Below are 17,306 nucleotides of genomic sequence, written 5' to 3' on the forward strand. Positions count from 1 at the left end.
CAAAAACCATATAATTCCATACACGTTGTGAGAAGAATCGACACGTATAGTTACCCATCTTTTCATTTTTCAAATCGTCTCACAGCATTTAGTTCACTAGATTTAAATATTCATTTTTTTTGAGTTTTATACCTAAAAAGTGAAATTTTCAAAAAAATATTTTAAAAAGGTGATTTTCTTTCTAAAAGAGAATCATCTTTTTTACTGCTCCAAAACAGAACATTTGTTCTAATCTGTAAAAAAGGGCATTTTTTTCACCATAAAGTTCCCAAATTTATATTTGGGAACGTTTTTTCGTGGTAAAATAGAGAAAATAGAGGTGATTTTATGGAAAAGACCAAGCTTCCTAAAATAATGAGGGATTTTCTTGTCTACTTAACGACGATTAAAGGGAAGTCTCACCGCACGAGAAAAGAATACGAATATGATTTGACATTATTCTTCCGTTTCTACATAGCAATCCAGAATGATCTTGACATATCAGATATAACGAAAATAGATATTTCTACTATTACAATTGAAGAAATTCGTGAAATGACACTGGAGGATCTATATCTATTTATGGAATATTGTGAGGTGCAGCGTGAGAATTCTGCATCTGCGAGAGCGCGTAAAGTAGCAACGTTAAAATCATTTTTTAAATACCTTAAAGGGAAACGTCGTCTTCTAGAGGAAAATCCGGCAGATGAATTAGAAACGCCAAAAATAGGACGGAAAAGACCTATCTATATGAATATCGAGGAGGCCACACAATTTATCGATGGCATCCAGCCAAATCGTGCTTCTCCACGAAATTATTGTATGATGATGTTTTTCTTGAATTTAGGGATTCGTGTTACAGAGCTTTGTCAGCTAAATAGATCATCCATACAAGGGCGCTACTTAACTGTTGTTGGTAAAGGCAACAAGGAACGGACAGTGTACTTGAATGATAGCTGTACGCAGGCACTTGCAGACTATGAAGATAGTGGGAAGAAACAATATAAAGGTGAGGGAGAGGAGCCTCTTTTCGTCTCACAAAAGGGAACACGCTTTACCCGTCAAACTGTTGCTAAAATCGTTAAACAAATTAATCAGCAATCTGGACTTCAAAAAGAAAGACTGACACCACATAAGTTACGTCATACATCTGCTACAATGATGTATAAATCAGGAGCAGATATTAGAAGTCTTCAACATATACTGGGCCATTCAAGTGTTGCAACGACACAAATCTATACGCATATCGAAGATGAAGAGCTGCAACATGTACTCGAAAATAATCCATTTAATATTGTTCGAGCAAAATAATTTTTAAGACAATTTTGCAAAATATTAAAGGAAATTTAATTAATCTAATAGAATCTTTACATTGTATAGGACATATACAGAATGGGAATCAAAAATCCTTTTGGTGAGGAGTAGCTTATGAATCAATTAATAAACGATCATCTATGTAAAACAAGAAATGACTTAGTAGAAGAGATTAAAGTATTAAGTGATACTCAGTTGAATGCTAAGCCTGATGCTAACAGTTGGAGTATTGCCCAAATCTGCCACCACTTAGTTTTAGTGGAGGAGTCTACAGTAAAAGCGATTGCATGGGGATTAAAACAAGAAGTTAATAAGCAAATGGAACGTAAAAATGTTCAACTTATCGTAGATAGAACAAAGAAAATTACAGCACCCAAAATTGTTGAACCAGCAGACGACTTTTTTACAGTTAAGCAAATCATTGAGTTACTTGACGATTCGAGAAAAAAATTAACAACTTTCCTTAATACAATTGAAGATCCAACAATATTAGCAGAAAAATCCGTGAAGCATCCTGCCATTGGGGAATTAGCCCTTGATCAATGGCTAGAACAAATTTATTTTCATGAACAACGACATATTGGACAAATAAAAGAAATCAAAGCATTAATCAAAGTTGAGCACTAATGAATTAAGCTGGAAACGGAATATTAAGAATGAAAAAAAGAAATACAAGACAGTATGGTAAAGAATTGATGATAGAGATTAAAAATTCGATTGTCTCTGAAATAATATGGAACATTTTAATATTTATTCCTAGAATGATTTTCAGGCTATTGAAAAATATATGGTGAATGGTCTAATTTCTCGATATTACTATTGAGAAATTGGGCTTTTTTGTTCAGGTAAATAAAGAAGGAGAATTGAGATGCTTATGGAAAGGCTGTTTTCTTAAAGATTATTACTATTCAACGAAGCAGGATAGTTGAAGAATATTCGGGAAAGATACCTACAAAAAAGATAGGTGGGCTTTATTGAAGAAAAAACTCTGCGTCCTAATTTGTATTCTAATTCTCGTAAATAATACTGTCGTTTTTGCGAAGAATACCAATCAAACTTTTTTGGAAAAATTGATGGCGCATTCATTAGAGCATAATGATGTTCAAAACATTAAAGTTGAAAACAATTCTGGACTTCAGCGTGTATTCAGTATCAATGATGGTTTTCAAGAGCGTGTACTCAGAAAAGTGGTTTACTGGCTTAATAACTCTAGCCGAGTGAATGGAACAATCGAGGTATCTTTAGATAATCCATCCAATAGATTGACGTTAAAAATGGCAAATGATGAAGTGATCACTATTGAACCCGCTTATACTTGTGTAGTTGACAATGAACGCAAAACCTGCACGGCTAAAGAAGGGGAAATAATCGTTTCGGAAAATAGACAAAAAGTGCGATTAAAGTCACAATCTCTTTATGATTGGCTTATGGTAGGCTGGAGAAAAGAATTGAATGGACTTACTAAAGAAGAGTTACTTGAACAAGCCTTGTTTACACGTTATTTATATCATTTGGGTCCATCTTATTCGGAATTTTTTATGTGTCCAAAAATCAAAATTGAACCCATAGATGGAGATCCTAGGAGACATCTCATTTTTGGCAGTGCATTAAACTATTCCGGACACCACGGTGGAGATTATGATAAACTTACTTTTTCTGTAAGGGATTCTAACCTAACAGGGTTACAAGTGACAAACGTAAAAATAAAGAAACATATTTCGCAAGAAGAAAACCAAAAACAATGCCAAACGTTTGATTAAAAATATTTTTTCGAAAGGGGTGCTTCTTTCAGAGAAGGGAACGCTCCTTTTTATTTGAATTATTTCGATAAATTAAAGTGATAATAAGTTTGTGAAAGAATGTACTTAAGAAACGGGTGCGGATGGTACAGGGAGTTAATTATGTCTTAAAATTATTAACGGGAAAATGAATGATAAAATTTATATTTGGAACTACAAAACCACTGAAATAGAGGAATATACCTCAAAGTCGAATAACAATTTTTAATGAGCATGTTATTTGTAGGTTTTGTTCACATGATGTGTTTATTCCATATGAAGTTAATGTGAATGTTGAACAACCGGGTATCGGTGTCCGTCATACTCGTGATATAGCAATTTGTCAACATTGTGGTGAAGGAAAATTTTTTGGAGATCCAAGTTATTATGATGCTGAAAAAGATAATTATATTTGGGCATTGAATCAGCATTTGCTTTCCGTTAGAAAATATAAGATTAAGTTTTCATTATATGTTGGGAAAAGAAATAACGATAAAATAACTGCTTTTATAAATAAGCTTATTCAAGTCTTAAGTATAGAAGTGGAGAATATGAGTGATTTACAAGGTGGAGTAGTACTTCAAGTAAAGCTTTCTAGTTTAAATGAAATGCAAACGATTAGATCTATTATAATCGATTCTGCAAAGCGAATGAATATAACGATTAAGGACCTAACCATTAAATAAGATTTTCTTAGTAACATTTATTTAAATGTCCTTAAATTTTTGAAACTAAATGAAAGTAAATAGCCTAATCTTTTTATAAAAATTAGCTCTAATAATCGAAGGGAGTCATTGTTTTGATCAATCTCTTTCAAAACAATGGCTTTTGTTATGCGCGGAATTAAGTCTTTCAAGTTATTTTTAATTAAATTTTTTGTAAAGCTTGACGAAATAAATCATCTGTTATATATTAAATAAAAATAAAAACAACTGTTATAAAACAGTTTAATTAGAGGAGGAATTCAAATGTCAAAGTATCGTGATGGTTATGAGTTTTATTGTGAAATGTGTGAACGTTATGGTTTAGAGCCAATTTCTTTCCGCTATTATGTGTTACAGTTATCACAGCAGCAACTTTCAGCTTATAATATGCAAGCAAAACAATTAGGAATTTAAAAGGTTTGTGATTAAAGGATGTGGTTATTACGGAAGCCGACGTGAATATTTTATGAAAAGCCCAGCCATACTAATTTAAATGGACTGGGCTTTCGTCTATTCGAAAGAAATATCAGAAAATTCATTGACACAAAAAACCTTCTGTTATATATTATTAACAAAAATATAATTCTGTTATAGTACAAGAAGGAAGGATGTATTCATATGTCTCATTATAAAGCTGGCTACGAATTTTACTTAAAGAAATGTGAACAATTCGATCTTGAGCCCATTAATTTCTATTATTATGTCAATCAATTATCACAAGAACAATTAGAATATTATAACGAAGCTGCACAAATGAAAGGAAGTTATTAGGATGACAGATTATCGAGAAGGCTATGATTTTTATCGACAAGTGTGTGAGAAACACGATTTAGAGCCAATAAATTTTCACTATTATATTTTAAACTTATCTCAAGAGCAACTAGATGCCTACAATGAACGGGCTAAAACGTTGGGAGGTCAAATAGAATATGAAATCTCTTAGCTTATAAAAATGCCTTACTGCCTGTATGTGACAGTAAGGCATTTTTTGGATGTATCATATATGAAGAAATTTTTCAAGCATCGTAAATTTACAGTAATTTCATATATTCTATAGATAAATAGGCTATACATAACATACAAATAGCACTAAGGTAATTAAAACAAGTGTTTTAAATAAGGTAAAAGACCTTGTTTTTTGGTCTATTTTATTGAAAATCATCAAATATAGATTTGAATGTTTTGATATTTGGGTTGAATTAACTGCTTTTCTAGGACTATAATATAATTACATAATAAAGGGCGATATCCCATAACTTTATACCTCACTTTAAAATAAAGCTAAAGTACCAAACCCTTCTAATGAACGGAGAATGAAAATGATGAATATCACGCCTAGTAGTATTAATCAAAATAACTATAGTCTGAAAGAATTACAAGATATTTTTTCAGCAATGAATAGTTCAATCATTGTAGCAATTACAGATCGAACAGGAAAAATTACGTTTGTTAATGATCATTTTTGCAAAATTTCTAAATATACTCGTGAAGAATTATTAGGGCAAGATCACCGTTTACTCAATTCAGGTTTCCATCCAAGAACTTTCTTTAGAGAGATGTGGAAAACTATAGGTAATGGTGAAATGTGGAATGGCGAGGTGTGTAATCGCGCAAAAGATGGCAGTCTTTATTGGGTGAAGACAACGATTTTCCCTTTTCTTGATGACAATGGTAAACCGTATCAATATATTGCAATACGAGTCGATATTACCGCACAAAAGGATATAAAAAAGATTACCCATATTGCTTATCACGATGAATTAACGGGGCTACCAAATCGTCGTAAATTAGAACAACGTTTAGAAAATGAATTCCATCAATCTCGACGTAGTGGAGAAAAGTTTGCGTTATTTTTCATTGATGTAAATCGTTTTAAAAACATTAACGATGGACTTGGCCATATCATCGGGGATATGTTTTTAGTGGAAATGGCGAATCGTCTACGCGACGTTGATTATACATCTAATTCTATTTACCGTCACAACAGTGATGAGTTTGTTATCATACTAAACGAAGTTGACCGAATTGAGGAGAAGGCCGAGGAAATAATTAGCGTCTTTAATGAGAGCTTTATTGTTGATGCGTATGAATTTTACGCAAGTATTAGTATTGGAATTAGTATTTTTCCAGATCATGCAAACTCTATTGAGGAATTATTGAAAAATGCAGATATCGCCATGTATGCTGCGAAATCTACACGTGGTAATCAATACCGCTTATATCGTCCAAATATGGATGAAGTCAATGATAAATGGATATTACTTGAAACAAAATTACATCAAGCATTAAAAAAAGATGTTTTAGAATTACACTATCAACCAAAAATTAATTTAAAAACAAATAAAGTGATTGGCATGGAGGCATTGCTGCGTTGGTACGATCCTGAACTAGGCCATATACCACCGGATCGCTTTATTCCATTTGCAGAGGAATGTGGACTCATAAATGATATTGGAGTATGGGTATTAAGAAAAGCATCTGCCCAAGCACGCACTTGGAATGAGGTACATAATTTAAACTTACGAGTTGCCGTGAACATTTCTCCGATTCATATTAGTACAACTGGATTTGTCAAAATGGTACATGAAGTTATCGCAGAAACAAAAATAGATCCGCACTTCTTAGAAATTGAAATTACAGAGATGAGTATGCTAGATTATACCGAAGACTTAATTAATACAATCAATCAATTAAGAGCACTTGGTATTACGATATCATTAGATGATTTCGGAACGGGTTATTCGTCGCTGAATTACTTAAAAACATTCCCTGTAGATGTTTTAAAAATAGATCGTGCATTCGTCCGTGATATTGTGCCTGAAAAATCAGGAGTTGCTATGATTTCAGCAATGATCTCTTTAGCGCATGCCTTGAATCTTCAAGTAGTTGCTGAAGGTGTCGAGGAAGAAGCAGAATTAAGCGTGCTGCGTGAGCATGGCTGCGAATTCGTACAGGGCTATTATTTCAGTAAGCCATTATCAGTAGAGGACTTTACGCGGTTGATATTAGATAAGAAATAATTATAAGTAGTCAATATGGAGGAACTTGTCTTTAGTTTAGGACAAGTTCCTTTAAGTATTTACAGATAAAGCAATTCGTTAAATAATTGATATTATTTAACTGTTTTGCTAAAGTTATATAAAATATAAATTGTTGATGTGGCCAAGTAAGGTAGAATTGTGAAACAGAGAATATAGCAATTGCTGAGAGCTATATCACCGCTTCTTATCTGAAACCTACCACGGAGATGTTATGCAAACATAACCGAGTCGTTTTCGTTACAAAACGTTTGAGGGTTTTAAGGTTTTCTTAAAACTAAAATCAAGGTGGTACCACGTTTACCGGCACAAAGACGTCCTTATTTTTTGGATAGCTTTGTGCTTTTTATTTTTTCAGTAGGTAAAAATACAGAAATGGAGGAAAGAACATGACAACACAACAAAACGATTTTTCAAAATGGTACATTGATACAATTCAAAAGGCTGATTTAATGGATTATACACCAGTTCGCGGCTGTATTGCATTTAAACCGGACGGCTATGAAATTTGGGAACATATCCAGGCAGAAATGGACCGTCGATTTAAAGAGACAGGTCATCGCAACGCTTATTTCCCTATGTTAATCCCTGAATCGTTCTTCCAAAAAGAAAAAGATCATATCGAAGGCTTCGCACCTGAGCTTCCTTGGGTAACGGAGGCAGCAGGCGAGAAATTAGAAGAACGTTTAGCCCTTCGTCCAACCTCTGAAACGATGATTGGACATCTCTATTCGAATTGGATAAAAAGTTACCGTGATTTGCCTGTCTTAATCAATCAATGGGCAAATGTTTTTCGGTGGGAGAAAAAAACACTGCCGTTCATTCGAACATCTGAATTTTTGTGGCAGGAGGGCCATACAGCGCATGTAGATGAAGAAGATGCACGTAAAGAAACGATGCAAATGTTAACTATTTATAAGGAAGTAGTAGAGGACTTACTTGCCATTCCTGTCTATGATGGACAAAAAACACCTTCTGAACGTTTTGCAGGCGCTGTCGATACATTTTCTATCGAAGCAATGATGAAAAATGGGAAGGCCGTTCAAGCTGGTACCTCTCACTATTTAGGGACAAAATTTGCTGAAGCCTTTGATATTAAATATTTAAATAAAGCCAATCAGCATGACTATGTACACACAACATCTTGGGGAACTTCTACTCGTTTAATAGGTTCAGTGATTATGGTTCATGGTGATGAACAGGGGCTTATATTACCACCACGAATTGCACCAACCCAAGTTGTTTTAATACCTGTAGGTCCATGGAAAAAGAACCCTGAGATTATGGAGAAACTAGATGACATATATGCTGCTCTTAAGGAGAAGCGAATTCGAGTACGTCTTGATGACTCCGATCAATCTCCAGGTTTCAAATTCAATGAATGGGAATTAAAAGGTGTACCGGTTCGGATTGAATTAGGACCTCGTGACTTAGAGAAAAACCATGCATTGTTAAAAGCACGAGATGAAGATGACAAACAATCGATTGACCTGAATGACATTGTATCGGCAATTGAAGTGGAACTGACAACAATGCAAACTCGTTTATTTGAAAAAGCACGCAAATTCCGTGATGAAAACGCTCATGCAAATATCGATTCACTGAAAGTTTTGCAGCAGCATATTACCACTTCCAAGGAAAATGGATCTATACCTGGTTGGATTCTTGCTGGGTGGTGTGGAGATGATGCATGCGAAGAAAAAGTGAAAGAAGAAACAAAATATACTTCTCGTAACATTCCATTTAACCCACCAACTACGAAAACTACTTGTATATGCTGTGGAAATGAAGCAAAGCATACAGTTTGGTTTGCTCAAGCATACTAATTAAAGTAGTAGAAGAAGTTGTAACAGTAATTTTAAAAGAAATACAAGGCAATAAAAAAAGAGAAAAGAAGTATCTACTTTCATGTCTTTAAAAGTGAAAGTAGATACTTCTTTTTCAAGTTTTAAATGATAAAATATTCACCCACTCTTTATAAATCCAGAAATAATCAAAAAAACAATTGAGTAAAGCTACTTCCAGGTTAATCTTTGATTTTAGTGGTAAATTGTTTTTGTTGTTATTTTACCTGTATATCTAGAATATTTGTAAAAAGTTATAACTGATTTATAGTCTTTGTAAAATTCAGGCCAATTAACATCAGGTTTCCAATATCTAAGTTCTTCATAATATACAGTACTCTTCTCAGAAGAAATTGAACCTGCTATTGCTGTAGCAATAGCAGCTAAACCGCCAACGATTACATTCTTTGTGAATATTGCTGCCAACACTCCAACAATAACAGATGTAGTTAAGTTTGAAAGATTAATCGAACCTTTGTTTGAATACTCGTAAATCCATGAGTTGCTCCATCCCGCACTTTGATCAGCAGCACGATTTAAAGGAAGATTGTCCGGTGGGGATAATGAAAAGGATTTTTCATCTTCAACTATTTCTTCAAAAAAAGTCACTAATGTATTCGAAATCTCTTCACCATCTACATATACCTTGTTATTTTCCATGTTATATACAACTGTTTCAACTGTATTTCCATCATCTACAGTTACTGTTTTTAAATTATCTTGAAGATGTATCTTTAAATCATACATTTGATTATCCACAGTCACTTGATATTGTTCATAGGACAAAGTATCAGCTTTTGCTTTTGCTAAGAAAAATGTATTAATTGACAAAACTAATGTTAGTGCCATTATTAAACTTAAAAAATTTTTTCTGAGTTTTTTCAAGATGCTCTATCTCCGGTTTTCTGAATTTTCACAAAATATTACAGTGATTACATTGTAGCATTTGCCTGTGCAAGACTCGGTGAAATAATACTGAAAACTAATATAAAACAAATTAATACTTTAATACTTTTTATTAAATAATTCTTCATAATTAATATCTTCCTCAAAGAGGTCTACAGCATCTCAAGTCATTTTTTCTTTAGTTGGACATAGCCGTCTTCAGTAATTGCATACCTGCTATGTTGAAATTTCACGTGTTTTCATAGTTTAATAAACTACTCTCTTTCACTTAATCTATATTTCGTGTTCATATCTGCATGAAAATAGTTCCTAATTTAAAATGGTAATAAAAAATTAACGTGGTATTTCCTCCTTTTTTACTTTTTCCCGGGTATGTTAATAATTTATCATTAGCTATAAAAATTTCAAAATCAATTTTTGTTAGCAATTGAACGAAAGTTGATAAAAGTCAGAAATTTATCGTTATTTCCGATAAATTTGAAGTTTTCTTAATTACAATTACTAATTTGAGACATATTTAAAAAGCTCAATAATGTAGTAGCGATAACCAATCTTATTGAGTTTTTTGTGTTTTTATAGAAAGCTATAATTTTTTTTAGATTCAAGAATATTATTAATATCTTCAAATCACTCATAATATTGACCTGAAAACTGTAACTAGAGCAATAAATAAAACATAATAAATGTTTGTAATGATTGCCCTTTTATGCTTCGTTTCACTTACGTGCATAAACACAAATAGTTAAGAGCTTCCTGAATAAATACTGTGACAAGAAATTGGGGAGGATACATCCATAAAATAAACACATTCATACATTACGACTTTTAAATCTAATATTTTATTAGTTTCAAGTTTTGTTCCAATTGGCACAGGACTAAAAGTAAATTGAATAGCTCCAGAACTTTTGTTTAGTATTAGTTATAGAAATGAAGATGTTTATTACGTCGGGTACTTTTTAGAAACAGATCGACGATTTTGTCACCCCAAACTTTTGGAGATGAGTATTATTTTGAATTTTATCAATTTTTGTTATATTTATGACAAAAATTGATTTTGAAACATTTATAGCTAATGATATATTCTTAACATACTTGGGCAAAAGTAAAGAAGGCGGAAATAACATGCTAAAATTTTTTATTAATATTGTAAATTAGGAACTATTTTCATGAGGATATGAACACAAAATATAGATTAAGTGAAAGAGGTCAGCTTATTAAATTATGAAAACGAGTAAAATTTAAACACTGCAGGAAAGCTATAACCGAAGATCGTTACGTCCATCTTATAGAAAAAGTGGCTTGTGATGCTGTAGACTTTCTTGAGTAGGATATTAATTAGATATTTTGTAAACTTTTTTAATAGAAAGGGGATAATAAATGAGAATTTTTAAAATAATAATTGGTATATTTATTGTTACGATTGGTTCTTCTTTTTTAAGTATCACAATATACGATGAATTATTTAAAAATATACTATTAAAGATATTTGGTCTTTTTTTCTTGTTTTTTGGACTGTGGTATATGAATAAAAATCTATACAAGTACAAGCGTTAATCGGTGAGCTTTTTGCATAAATATTGTGAAGATTGAACTAGTAATGAATTAGTGATTTACTAGTTTTATATTTGCTCTTTACTCTACTTAATCCGATTCCTCAATTTTCAACGCTCGTTCGTTGTACTTCTCAAATTCTTCAGATGTCAATTCTCGCAACGTGTTTTCATATTATGCCAACAAGAAAACGAAATAAGGTTTGATTAATCTCTAACCACAATACTTACATTCACTTATACCCATATAAAAGAGGAAGTCTAATAGACTTCCTCTTTTATATGTTCGCCCGACTTGCGCATGAACTATAGGGTGCAAGTCCCGAACCTCGAAGATAAAAATAGAGGTTAGCCATGAGTAAGGGTGTCCGTGGCGACGCAGAATCGAAGGGGGAATAAAAAGGGATACCGGTTCGAATTGAATTAGGACCTCGTGACTTAGAGAAAAACCACGCATTGTTAAAAGCGCGAGATGAAGATGACAAACAATCGATTGACCTGAATGACATTGTATCGGCAATTGAAGTGGAACTGACAACAATGCAAACTCGTTTATTTGAAAAAGCACGCAAATTCCGTGATGAAAACGCTCATGCAAATATCGATACACTGAAAGTTTTGCAGCAGCATATTACCACTTCCAAGGAAAATGGATCTATACCTGGTTGGATTCTTGCTGGGTGGTGTGGAGATGATGTATGCGAAGAAAAAGTGAAAGAAGAGACAAAATATACTTCTCGTAACATTCCATTTAACCCACCAACTACGAAAACTACTTGTATATGCTGTGGAAATGAAGCAAAGCATACAGTTTGGTTTGCTCAAGCATACTAAAAAGAGTAGTGTATAAAGTTGTCAAATTTTGCTTTCATATGCAAGTATTCAGCTTTTATAATATCTCCATATTTCCAATCCATATAAAGATTATCTGTGACGGCTGTTACTTTTCTAACTCTTGTTGTTTAGTCTTGTATAATTGTTCAAATTGTTTCGATTCCGTCTGAACAGTAGGCTGTTTATTAATTTCCTTGATAATAGTGGTCATATCATCGACAAGTGCTATTTGCGCTTGAATGGCTCGTAATACAACTTCTATGATGTTCGCTATGCACATATTGTGTCGTGTACATTTCCCTCGATGTTTGACTACATGAGTAGAACAAACCTAGTAGGTATATACTTTCAATCCTGTTTTTGTTTGTTTACGACTCGTCTTCCCCTGCATTTCTAGCTGAAAATGCAGGGTTTTTATCTTGATTGAGCCATATTTTTTCTATGTTTTCAAAAAAATGTTTGTATGCTAAAATTAAAAATAGAACATACATTCTTTTGTAGAGGGTGAAAACAATGAGTTATGATTTAATGGTCTTTGATAAAGAGCAAACTCCAAACAATAAAGAAACATTTTTGCAATGGTATGACGAACAAACAAAATGGGCTGAACCACATGATTACGCCACAATATCAGTTACCACACCAGCATTACAAAAATGGTATCAGGATATGGTGGAACATTTCCCCAATATGAATCTAGTGGATGAGGAATTATTGGATGAGGATGAAGATGACGTGATAGAGAGTCGTTTGGCTGAATATAGTATTGGTTATGCCATGATTTACACGGCTTTTGCCTGGTCTGTAACGGATGAAGCATATAGTACGATGAAGGAGCTTGCAAAAAAGCATGGAGTCGGTTTTTTTGATGTGAGTGGTGAGGGGGAGATTTTCTAAATCATTAAATCGTATGTCGAGAGGTGGATAAGAAATGACAACAAATCTTATTGCACAATGGCAAGAGCAAAGAAAGACGTTTGACGCAAAGAATGCCAAAGCAATTAACGCCATGCATAAGCTAAGAGAGCAAGTTCAAAAAGCAGAGCCAACAGAGGTAAATTTGCGCATGCTCGTCGAAATTTTCTGCATGTTGCAAATGTATGACGAGGCGTACAAAATTTTTACATCCGTCATGGATTTACGCAATAAAAAAGATCAGAAAAAATACGGCGCCATTAAATATTGGATTGACAATCCACAAAATGTAAAGCTGTTATTGCCACGTGTTATTCAGGAGGAAGCAGAGTTGAAAATACCATTACCGACATTTAAATATATGCCGAATCCAATACAAGCGAATATTTTTAAAACGGGTGAATTAGTTGTTTGCGACTGCTGTGAACAAGAAGTGGACATTTATTGTACAAAAGGCATTTACGCGATTGAAGAGGTGGAATATCTTTGTCCAAGCTGTATTCATAGTGGGCTGGCTGCACAAAAATTTGATGGTCAATTTCAGCAAGATTTATTAAATTCCGAGCTTGTGAAGAATGATGACTATACAGATGAAGTGTTGCATCGAACACCTGGCTATATTAGTTGGCAAGGAAATGATTGGGTAGCCCACTGCACGGATTATTGCGCATTTATTGGTTATGTTGGATGGCGGGAACTGGTGGATATGGGCATTACAGAGGAGTTTGAACATTTTAATGGTCATACCAAAGAAGAGCTAGCCGCTACTTTGCGTAATAATGGCTCGCATCAAGGTTATCTGTTTCAATGCTTAGAATGTCAGCAATACATTCTGTATTCCGACTTTGATTAAATCTAGGTTACATTGGTGAAATATGGTGGAAGTTGGCCATACAATTATAGGGGGACAAGCGAATGAAAGCAGAACAATTTATAGAAAACGAAGCACTATGGCAACAGCTAACGCAAGAGCTGCTTGAAAAGCAATATACAATTGATAAAGTGGGTTATTATCCTGCTAGCGTACGCACGACCTCTTTTGCTCTTGATGCCTTCGTCTTAACAGAGGTACTTTGCCATTACCAACAGCTTGCATTATTAGACGTATTCCGTCAGGAGCTTGACTTTGAAACACAACGTTACTGTCTTTCTCGCTTCACGCAAAAACAGAAATCATTCGCTTATTTGCCATTGCTGCGCTATTATGCCATCAATTTAAGAAAATACGGTGCAAACTTTGAATCGTTAACGGTTGAGGAATTATTGCGAACGATTAAGGAATTAGATGTGGAAACGTATAACAATTTACTCACAATTGGTTCTGGCGATTTGCCAATCAATAAGCAACGAGCTGAATCTGATCTTATTTATTGCTATGCAAATGATGTGTTGGCTACCATCTTGATTCATATTAAAGAAGAAACAGAGGAAGCGTATCGTGAAGCCATACTTTATTTAAATGCTTTATTAGAGGAAGATTTCCCGAAAAGCTACAGCATCTGCTATGAAGGGGAAAGTGATTTAGTGCTGCCGATTGAGCGTTTACCTGTCACACCTTCCCATCATTTTTTTGCAAAGGTATTGAGCTATCCAAACCTACATGCCGCGCTAGTGGAATATAGCTACAAAGCGATGGCTGAGTATCATTTTTACGGGGATGTTCCGGATGAGGAGGCGGCAATGCCAAGCACGTTTGCCGTTTTTGGCCTTGGTTTATACGATAAAAGTTATAGCAAACTCATTATCGACTATATGGAAATATGCGATGCTGATCATTCACCACCGACTGAATATTTTGCGAAAGCCTATGTGGAAAGGTGGGGGTTAACACCTGAAACATTGCCAATCTTTGCTTACATTGTCGCAACTGTGCCAACTGTTCCATACGAACCTTTCTTTGAACAGGCAATGAATACGGATGAAAATTTACAATGGCTTGAAAAATATATGACAACGCCCTTTATCGAGCTTTGTCCAATGATTTCAGCTGAACAAAATGAACGTATGGAAGAATACAAAGATATGGATGTAGCGTCATTACTGTATACATGCTTTGAGATTGTCCATTTGAATGACTTCACCAGCCCAAAATTTATGCGGATATTATCGCCATATCGTGAACGTTTTGAGGAAATATTGAAGGAGCTCATGTCATGACAATAGAAGAAAAAATCATACACCGAACGAAAGATACACTCGTTGATTTAGTTCATCAACGTCAAGAGTAATTGAAGGAAAAGAATATACTTGATGATGAAATGTTGGCATTTATATAGGAAGGCATTATTATTAACCAAACATCACAAGAGATACAAGATACTTGATTAGCTAATTACAAGATGGTTGAGAGGGAGGGGAATTATGCCAAAAAAAATATTGAATATGTTAGAAAAATGGTATGAGGAAAATCAACATGACAAAATTGTAGAAGCGATTGAACAATTGTCTAAGGCAGAGCGAGATTACGAATTAGTAGGTCATTATGGTCGTGCGCTTAATAATTTAGGGCGTTATCATGAAGCATTGTCCCAGTTATGCACAGTTAAAAAACAGGGTCAACAAGATGCGGATTGGCATTGGCGTGTTGGCTATTCTTATTTCCATATCCAGGAATGGCAAGAAGCACTGGCGGCATTTGAAAAAGCGAAGGAATTACAGTTTGATACTAGAACTGAAGAGTATATAGTAGCCTGTCGAAATATTATGGGAAAATCAATGGAAGCGCTAGATGATATCAAGCTTGACCCTTTTCATGAGCGTGATTTCAGTCAATTTTGGGAAAAAAGCGATTATGCGGACAAAAATTATGTAGAAGTATACCCCACTACTGAAATGATTACTTCTATAGAAGAGGAACTTGGCTATAAATTGCCAGCAGATTATATTTGGTTTATGCAACAACAGAACGGCGGTATACCAGTAAATACTTGTTTTCCAACGACTATGCCGACTTCATGGTCAGAAGATCATGTGGCGATTACAGGGATTATGGGCATTGGTCGCGAAAAGGCTTATAGCTTGTGTGGCAGTTTGGGAAGCAGTTTTATGTTGGAAGAATGGGGTTACCCAAATATTGGCGTTGTCATAGCCGATTGCCCATCAGCAGGTCATGATGTCATTATGCTTGATTATCGTGCATGTGGTGCAGATGGTGAGCCTGCTGTTGTACATGTAGATCAAGAGGCTGATTACTATATTACTTTCCTTGCGCCGAATTTTGCGACTTTTATTGTCGGATTGGTGAATGAGGAAGAATTCGATACATCAGAACAAGATAAACTTGACGATTTGAATATGGTGAAACATGTACCATTCTCTCCTTTGTTACAGTCGTTATGTGAGAAAGCTGGAGATAGAAATCGGATGGAAGCAGTTATTCGAGGTATTTGTACGCAAATTGTAGAGGACAAAGGCTATTTTGCTTTACATGCAGATGAGATATCCATGCTGATGTATGATATCCAGTTTTGGTTGTACACTGGTGCTAATTCGGAGGTGACACAATCGCAATATTTAGCGGATTACGAGAATATCATTGCACTTGCACAAGGTTTCAGTACAGGTGGATATGCCCCCGACTTTGTTTCAAGTTGGTTAAATGAACGCATAGAGCAGGGAGAAATAGTAAGTGAAGAGGGGATATTAAGTTTTACATCGGATAAGCTAGCTAGTCTACATGCTCAAATAATGAATGAAGAACTAAAACCATTTAGATGGTTAGAACATGATAGTGGAAATATTTCATTCCTATTAGAAGCAGGCATTTATAAACAGGAGTTGTTTGAAACAAGGGCAGACGAAGGATTTCAAGGTAACGGCTACGATTGGTGCTCGCTTGCGGATGTGTATTTGCAAGAGAAGTTGCCAGAGCTAGAAGGCATTGTGCGTTTCGACCCAGAAGCAGATATGTTCTGTGCGTATGCCAGCGAAAAGGACGCATTGTTGCGATTCGCTGTTGGATTTAAACAAGCGTGTGAAAATGATGAACTGATACATGATTTATTTTCTAGGGCGATATTGGATTAATACAGAGGAAAATAAATTAGTTTTATTTGGATATTATTGAAGAATAATAAATTTATTGGGGGAAAATAAGATGAAAGAAATCAATTTTTTAAAGGATATGTATCAAGATAGTTATTATCCTAAATTTTTAGTTGATAAAATTAAAGATCTATTGGAGCAAATTGTCCAATATTTAGAGCAAGGTCCTCATTCATTAGAAGATATACAAGTAAAATTTGATGAAATTACATGTGCGATTAATGATTTAGAAGATGAGTTCTTAGAACATGACAGTGAAATTGAAACGATTGCACGAGATTGTATTGCATTAACTGTTATTGATATATTGGATGTATACAACGTGAAGCTTGATATTGAAGACGCATTAAGAGAACGTGAATGGTAATGAGTTATGTTTAAAATAACTATTACAATGCTA

At 34.3% G+C, this 17,306-nt stretch carries 17 protein-coding genes and 1 other annotated feature; of the genes, 15 read left to right on the forward strand and 2 right to left on the reverse strand.

Features of this window, described 5'->3' with window-relative positions; translation table 11 throughout:
* Positions 1-327 precede the first annotated feature (327 nt).
* The 9 genes from ACQKNC_RS10040 to proS all read left to right on the forward strand — a co-directional run bounded on the left by ACQKNC_RS10040 (position 328) and on the right by proS (position 8,639).
* The gene (locus ACQKNC_RS10040; protein ID WP_427424707.1) at positions 328-1,290 is read left to right on the forward strand and encodes a tyrosine recombinase XerC; all 963 of its coding nucleotides are present in this window, start codon (positions 328-330) and stop codon (positions 1,288-1,290) included.
* A 117-nt stretch (positions 1,291-1,407) separates the two neighbouring features.
* Positions 1,408-1,920 carry a DinB family protein gene (locus ACQKNC_RS10045; RefSeq protein ID WP_427424708.1) on the forward strand — a complete coding sequence of 171 codons (513 nt, stop codon included), beginning with the start codon at positions 1,408-1,410 and terminating at the stop codon, positions 1,918-1,920.
* Between the two features lie 347 nt (positions 1,921-2,267).
* Positions 2,268-3,053, forward strand: a complete 786-nt coding sequence (locus ACQKNC_RS10050; RefSeq protein WP_427424709.1) for a hypothetical protein — start codon at positions 2,268-2,270, stop codon at positions 3,051-3,053.
* A gap of 305 nt (positions 3,054-3,358) precedes the next feature.
* Complete coding sequence (locus ACQKNC_RS10055; RefSeq protein ID WP_427424710.1) at positions 3,359-3,757, forward strand: hypothetical protein; 399 nt, start codon at positions 3,359-3,361, stop codon at positions 3,755-3,757.
* A gap of 282 nt (positions 3,758-4,039) precedes the next feature.
* Entirely contained in the window at positions 4,040-4,189 is a 150-nt protein-coding gene (locus ACQKNC_RS10060) for a hypothetical protein (RefSeq protein WP_004230023.1), read from the forward strand.
* Positions 4,190-4,393: 204 nt separating this feature from the next.
* Positions 4,394-4,546, forward strand: a complete 153-nt coding sequence (locus tag ACQKNC_RS10065) for a transcriptional regulator (RefSeq protein WP_427424711.1) — start codon at positions 4,394-4,396, stop codon at positions 4,544-4,546.
* 1 nt (position 4,547) lies between these two features.
* Entirely contained in the window at positions 4,548-4,718 is a 171-nt protein-coding gene (locus ACQKNC_RS10070; RefSeq protein ID WP_427424712.1) for a transcriptional regulator, read from the forward strand.
* Positions 4,719-5,094: 376 nt separating this feature from the next.
* Entirely contained in the window at positions 5,095-6,795 is a 1,701-nt protein-coding gene (locus ACQKNC_RS10075) for a putative bifunctional diguanylate cyclase/phosphodiesterase (protein ID WP_427424713.1), read from the forward strand.
* A 124-nt stretch (positions 6,796-6,919) separates the two neighbouring features.
* Positions 6,920-7,138 (forward strand) — a binding site (T-box leader).
* A gap of 64 nt (positions 7,139-7,202) precedes the next feature.
* On the forward strand, positions 7,203-8,639 hold the full coding sequence (gene proS, locus ACQKNC_RS10080) for a proline--tRNA ligase (protein ID WP_427424714.1): 1,437 nt from the start codon (positions 7,203-7,205) through the stop codon (positions 8,637-8,639).
* Between the two features lie 213 nt (positions 8,640-8,852).
* Here proS and ACQKNC_RS10085 read toward each other — a convergent pair whose 3' ends face one another.
* Positions 8,853-9,542, reverse strand: coding sequence for a hypothetical protein (locus ACQKNC_RS10085; protein ID WP_427424715.1), 690 nt, complete (start codon positions 9,540-9,542; stop codon positions 8,853-8,855).
* Between the two features lie 1,976 nt (positions 9,543-11,518).
* On the opposite strand from ACQKNC_RS10085, the gene ACQKNC_RS10090 reads away from it, so the two are divergent.
* On the forward strand, positions 11,519-11,947 hold the full coding sequence (locus tag ACQKNC_RS10090; protein WP_427425007.1) for a hypothetical protein: 429 nt from the start codon (positions 11,519-11,521) through the stop codon (positions 11,945-11,947).
* Between the two features lie 106 nt (positions 11,948-12,053).
* Here the strand turns inward: ACQKNC_RS10090 and ACQKNC_RS10095 are convergent, their stop codons facing one another.
* A complete protein-coding gene (locus ACQKNC_RS10095) occupies positions 12,054-12,227 on the reverse strand; it encodes a hypothetical protein (protein WP_427424716.1) in 174 nt (57 codons plus the stop codon).
* A 233-nt stretch (positions 12,228-12,460) separates the two neighbouring features.
* On the opposite strand from ACQKNC_RS10095, the gene ACQKNC_RS10100 reads away from it, so the two are divergent.
* The 5 genes from ACQKNC_RS10100 (at position 12,461) to ACQKNC_RS10120 (ending at position 17,273) form a co-directional block, all read left to right on the forward strand.
* Entirely contained in the window at positions 12,461-12,844 is a 384-nt protein-coding gene (locus ACQKNC_RS10100; protein WP_427424717.1) for a hypothetical protein, read from the forward strand.
* A 34-nt stretch (positions 12,845-12,878) separates the two neighbouring features.
* Positions 12,879-13,715, forward strand: coding sequence for a CbrC family protein (locus ACQKNC_RS10105; RefSeq protein ID WP_427424718.1), 837 nt, complete (start codon positions 12,879-12,881; stop codon positions 13,713-13,715).
* Between the two features lie 62 nt (positions 13,716-13,777).
* Positions 13,778-15,019 carry a DUF6138 family protein gene (locus ACQKNC_RS10110; RefSeq protein ID WP_427424719.1) on the forward strand — a complete coding sequence of 414 codons (1,242 nt, stop codon included), beginning with the start codon at positions 13,778-13,780 and terminating at the stop codon, positions 15,017-15,019.
* Positions 15,020-15,223: 204 nt separating this feature from the next.
* Positions 15,224-16,888 carry an Imm51 family immunity protein gene (locus tag ACQKNC_RS10115; RefSeq protein ID WP_427424720.1) on the forward strand — a complete coding sequence of 555 codons (1,665 nt, stop codon included), beginning with the start codon at positions 15,224-15,226 and terminating at the stop codon, positions 16,886-16,888.
* 70 nt (positions 16,889-16,958) lie between these two features.
* Positions 16,959-17,273 (forward strand): DUF5713 family protein, encoded by a 315-nt coding sequence (locus ACQKNC_RS10120; protein ID WP_427424721.1) that lies wholly within the window; start codon positions 16,959-16,961, stop codon positions 17,271-17,273.
* Positions 17,274-17,306: the final 33 nt, after the last annotated feature.

This window comes from Lysinibacillus sp. NPDC094177 (assembly GCF_050279145.1).
In the GTDB taxonomy this organism is placed as follows: Bacteria; Bacillota; Bacilli; order Bacillales_A; family Planococcaceae; genus Lysinibacillus.

Excerpts from the sequence above, each read along its gene's own strand:
- ACQKNC_RS10045 (WP_427424708.1), top strand. The coding sequence starts at position 1,408 with ATGAATCAATTAATAAACGATCATCTATGTAAAACAAGAAATGACTTA.
- ACQKNC_RS10120 (WP_427424721.1), top strand. The coding sequence starts at position 16,959 with ATGAAAGAAATCAATTTTTTAAAGGATATGTATCAAGATAGTTATTAT.
- ACQKNC_RS10075 (WP_427424713.1), top strand. The coding sequence starts at position 5,095 with ATGATGAATATCACGCCTAGTAGTATTAATCAAAATAACTATAGTCTG.
- ACQKNC_RS10095 (WP_427424716.1), bottom strand. The coding sequence starts at position 12,227 with ATGTGCATAGCGAACATCATAGAAGTTGTATTACGAGCCATTCAAGCG.
- ACQKNC_RS10070 (WP_427424712.1), top strand. The coding sequence starts at position 4,548 with ATGACAGATTATCGAGAAGGCTATGATTTTTATCGACAAGTGTGTGAG.
- ACQKNC_RS10060 (WP_004230023.1), top strand. The coding sequence starts at position 4,040 with ATGTCAAAGTATCGTGATGGTTATGAGTTTTATTGTGAAATGTGTGAA.
- ACQKNC_RS10065 (WP_427424711.1), top strand. The coding sequence starts at position 4,394 with ATGTCTCATTATAAAGCTGGCTACGAATTTTACTTAAAGAAATGTGAA.
- proS (WP_427424714.1), top strand. The coding sequence starts at position 7,203 with ATGACAACACAACAAAACGATTTTTCAAAATGGTACATTGATACAATT.
- ACQKNC_RS10115 (WP_427424720.1), top strand. The coding sequence starts at position 15,224 with ATGCCAAAAAAAATATTGAATATGTTAGAAAAATGGTATGAGGAAAAT.
- ACQKNC_RS10100 (WP_427424717.1), top strand. The coding sequence starts at position 12,461 with ATGAGTTATGATTTAATGGTCTTTGATAAAGAGCAAACTCCAAACAAT.
- ACQKNC_RS10040 (WP_427424707.1), top strand. The coding sequence starts at position 328 with ATGGAAAAGACCAAGCTTCCTAAAATAATGAGGGATTTTCTTGTCTAC.
- ACQKNC_RS10110 (WP_427424719.1), top strand. The coding sequence starts at position 13,778 with ATGAAAGCAGAACAATTTATAGAAAACGAAGCACTATGGCAACAGCTA.
- ACQKNC_RS10105 (WP_427424718.1), top strand. The coding sequence starts at position 12,879 with ATGACAACAAATCTTATTGCACAATGGCAAGAGCAAAGAAAGACGTTT.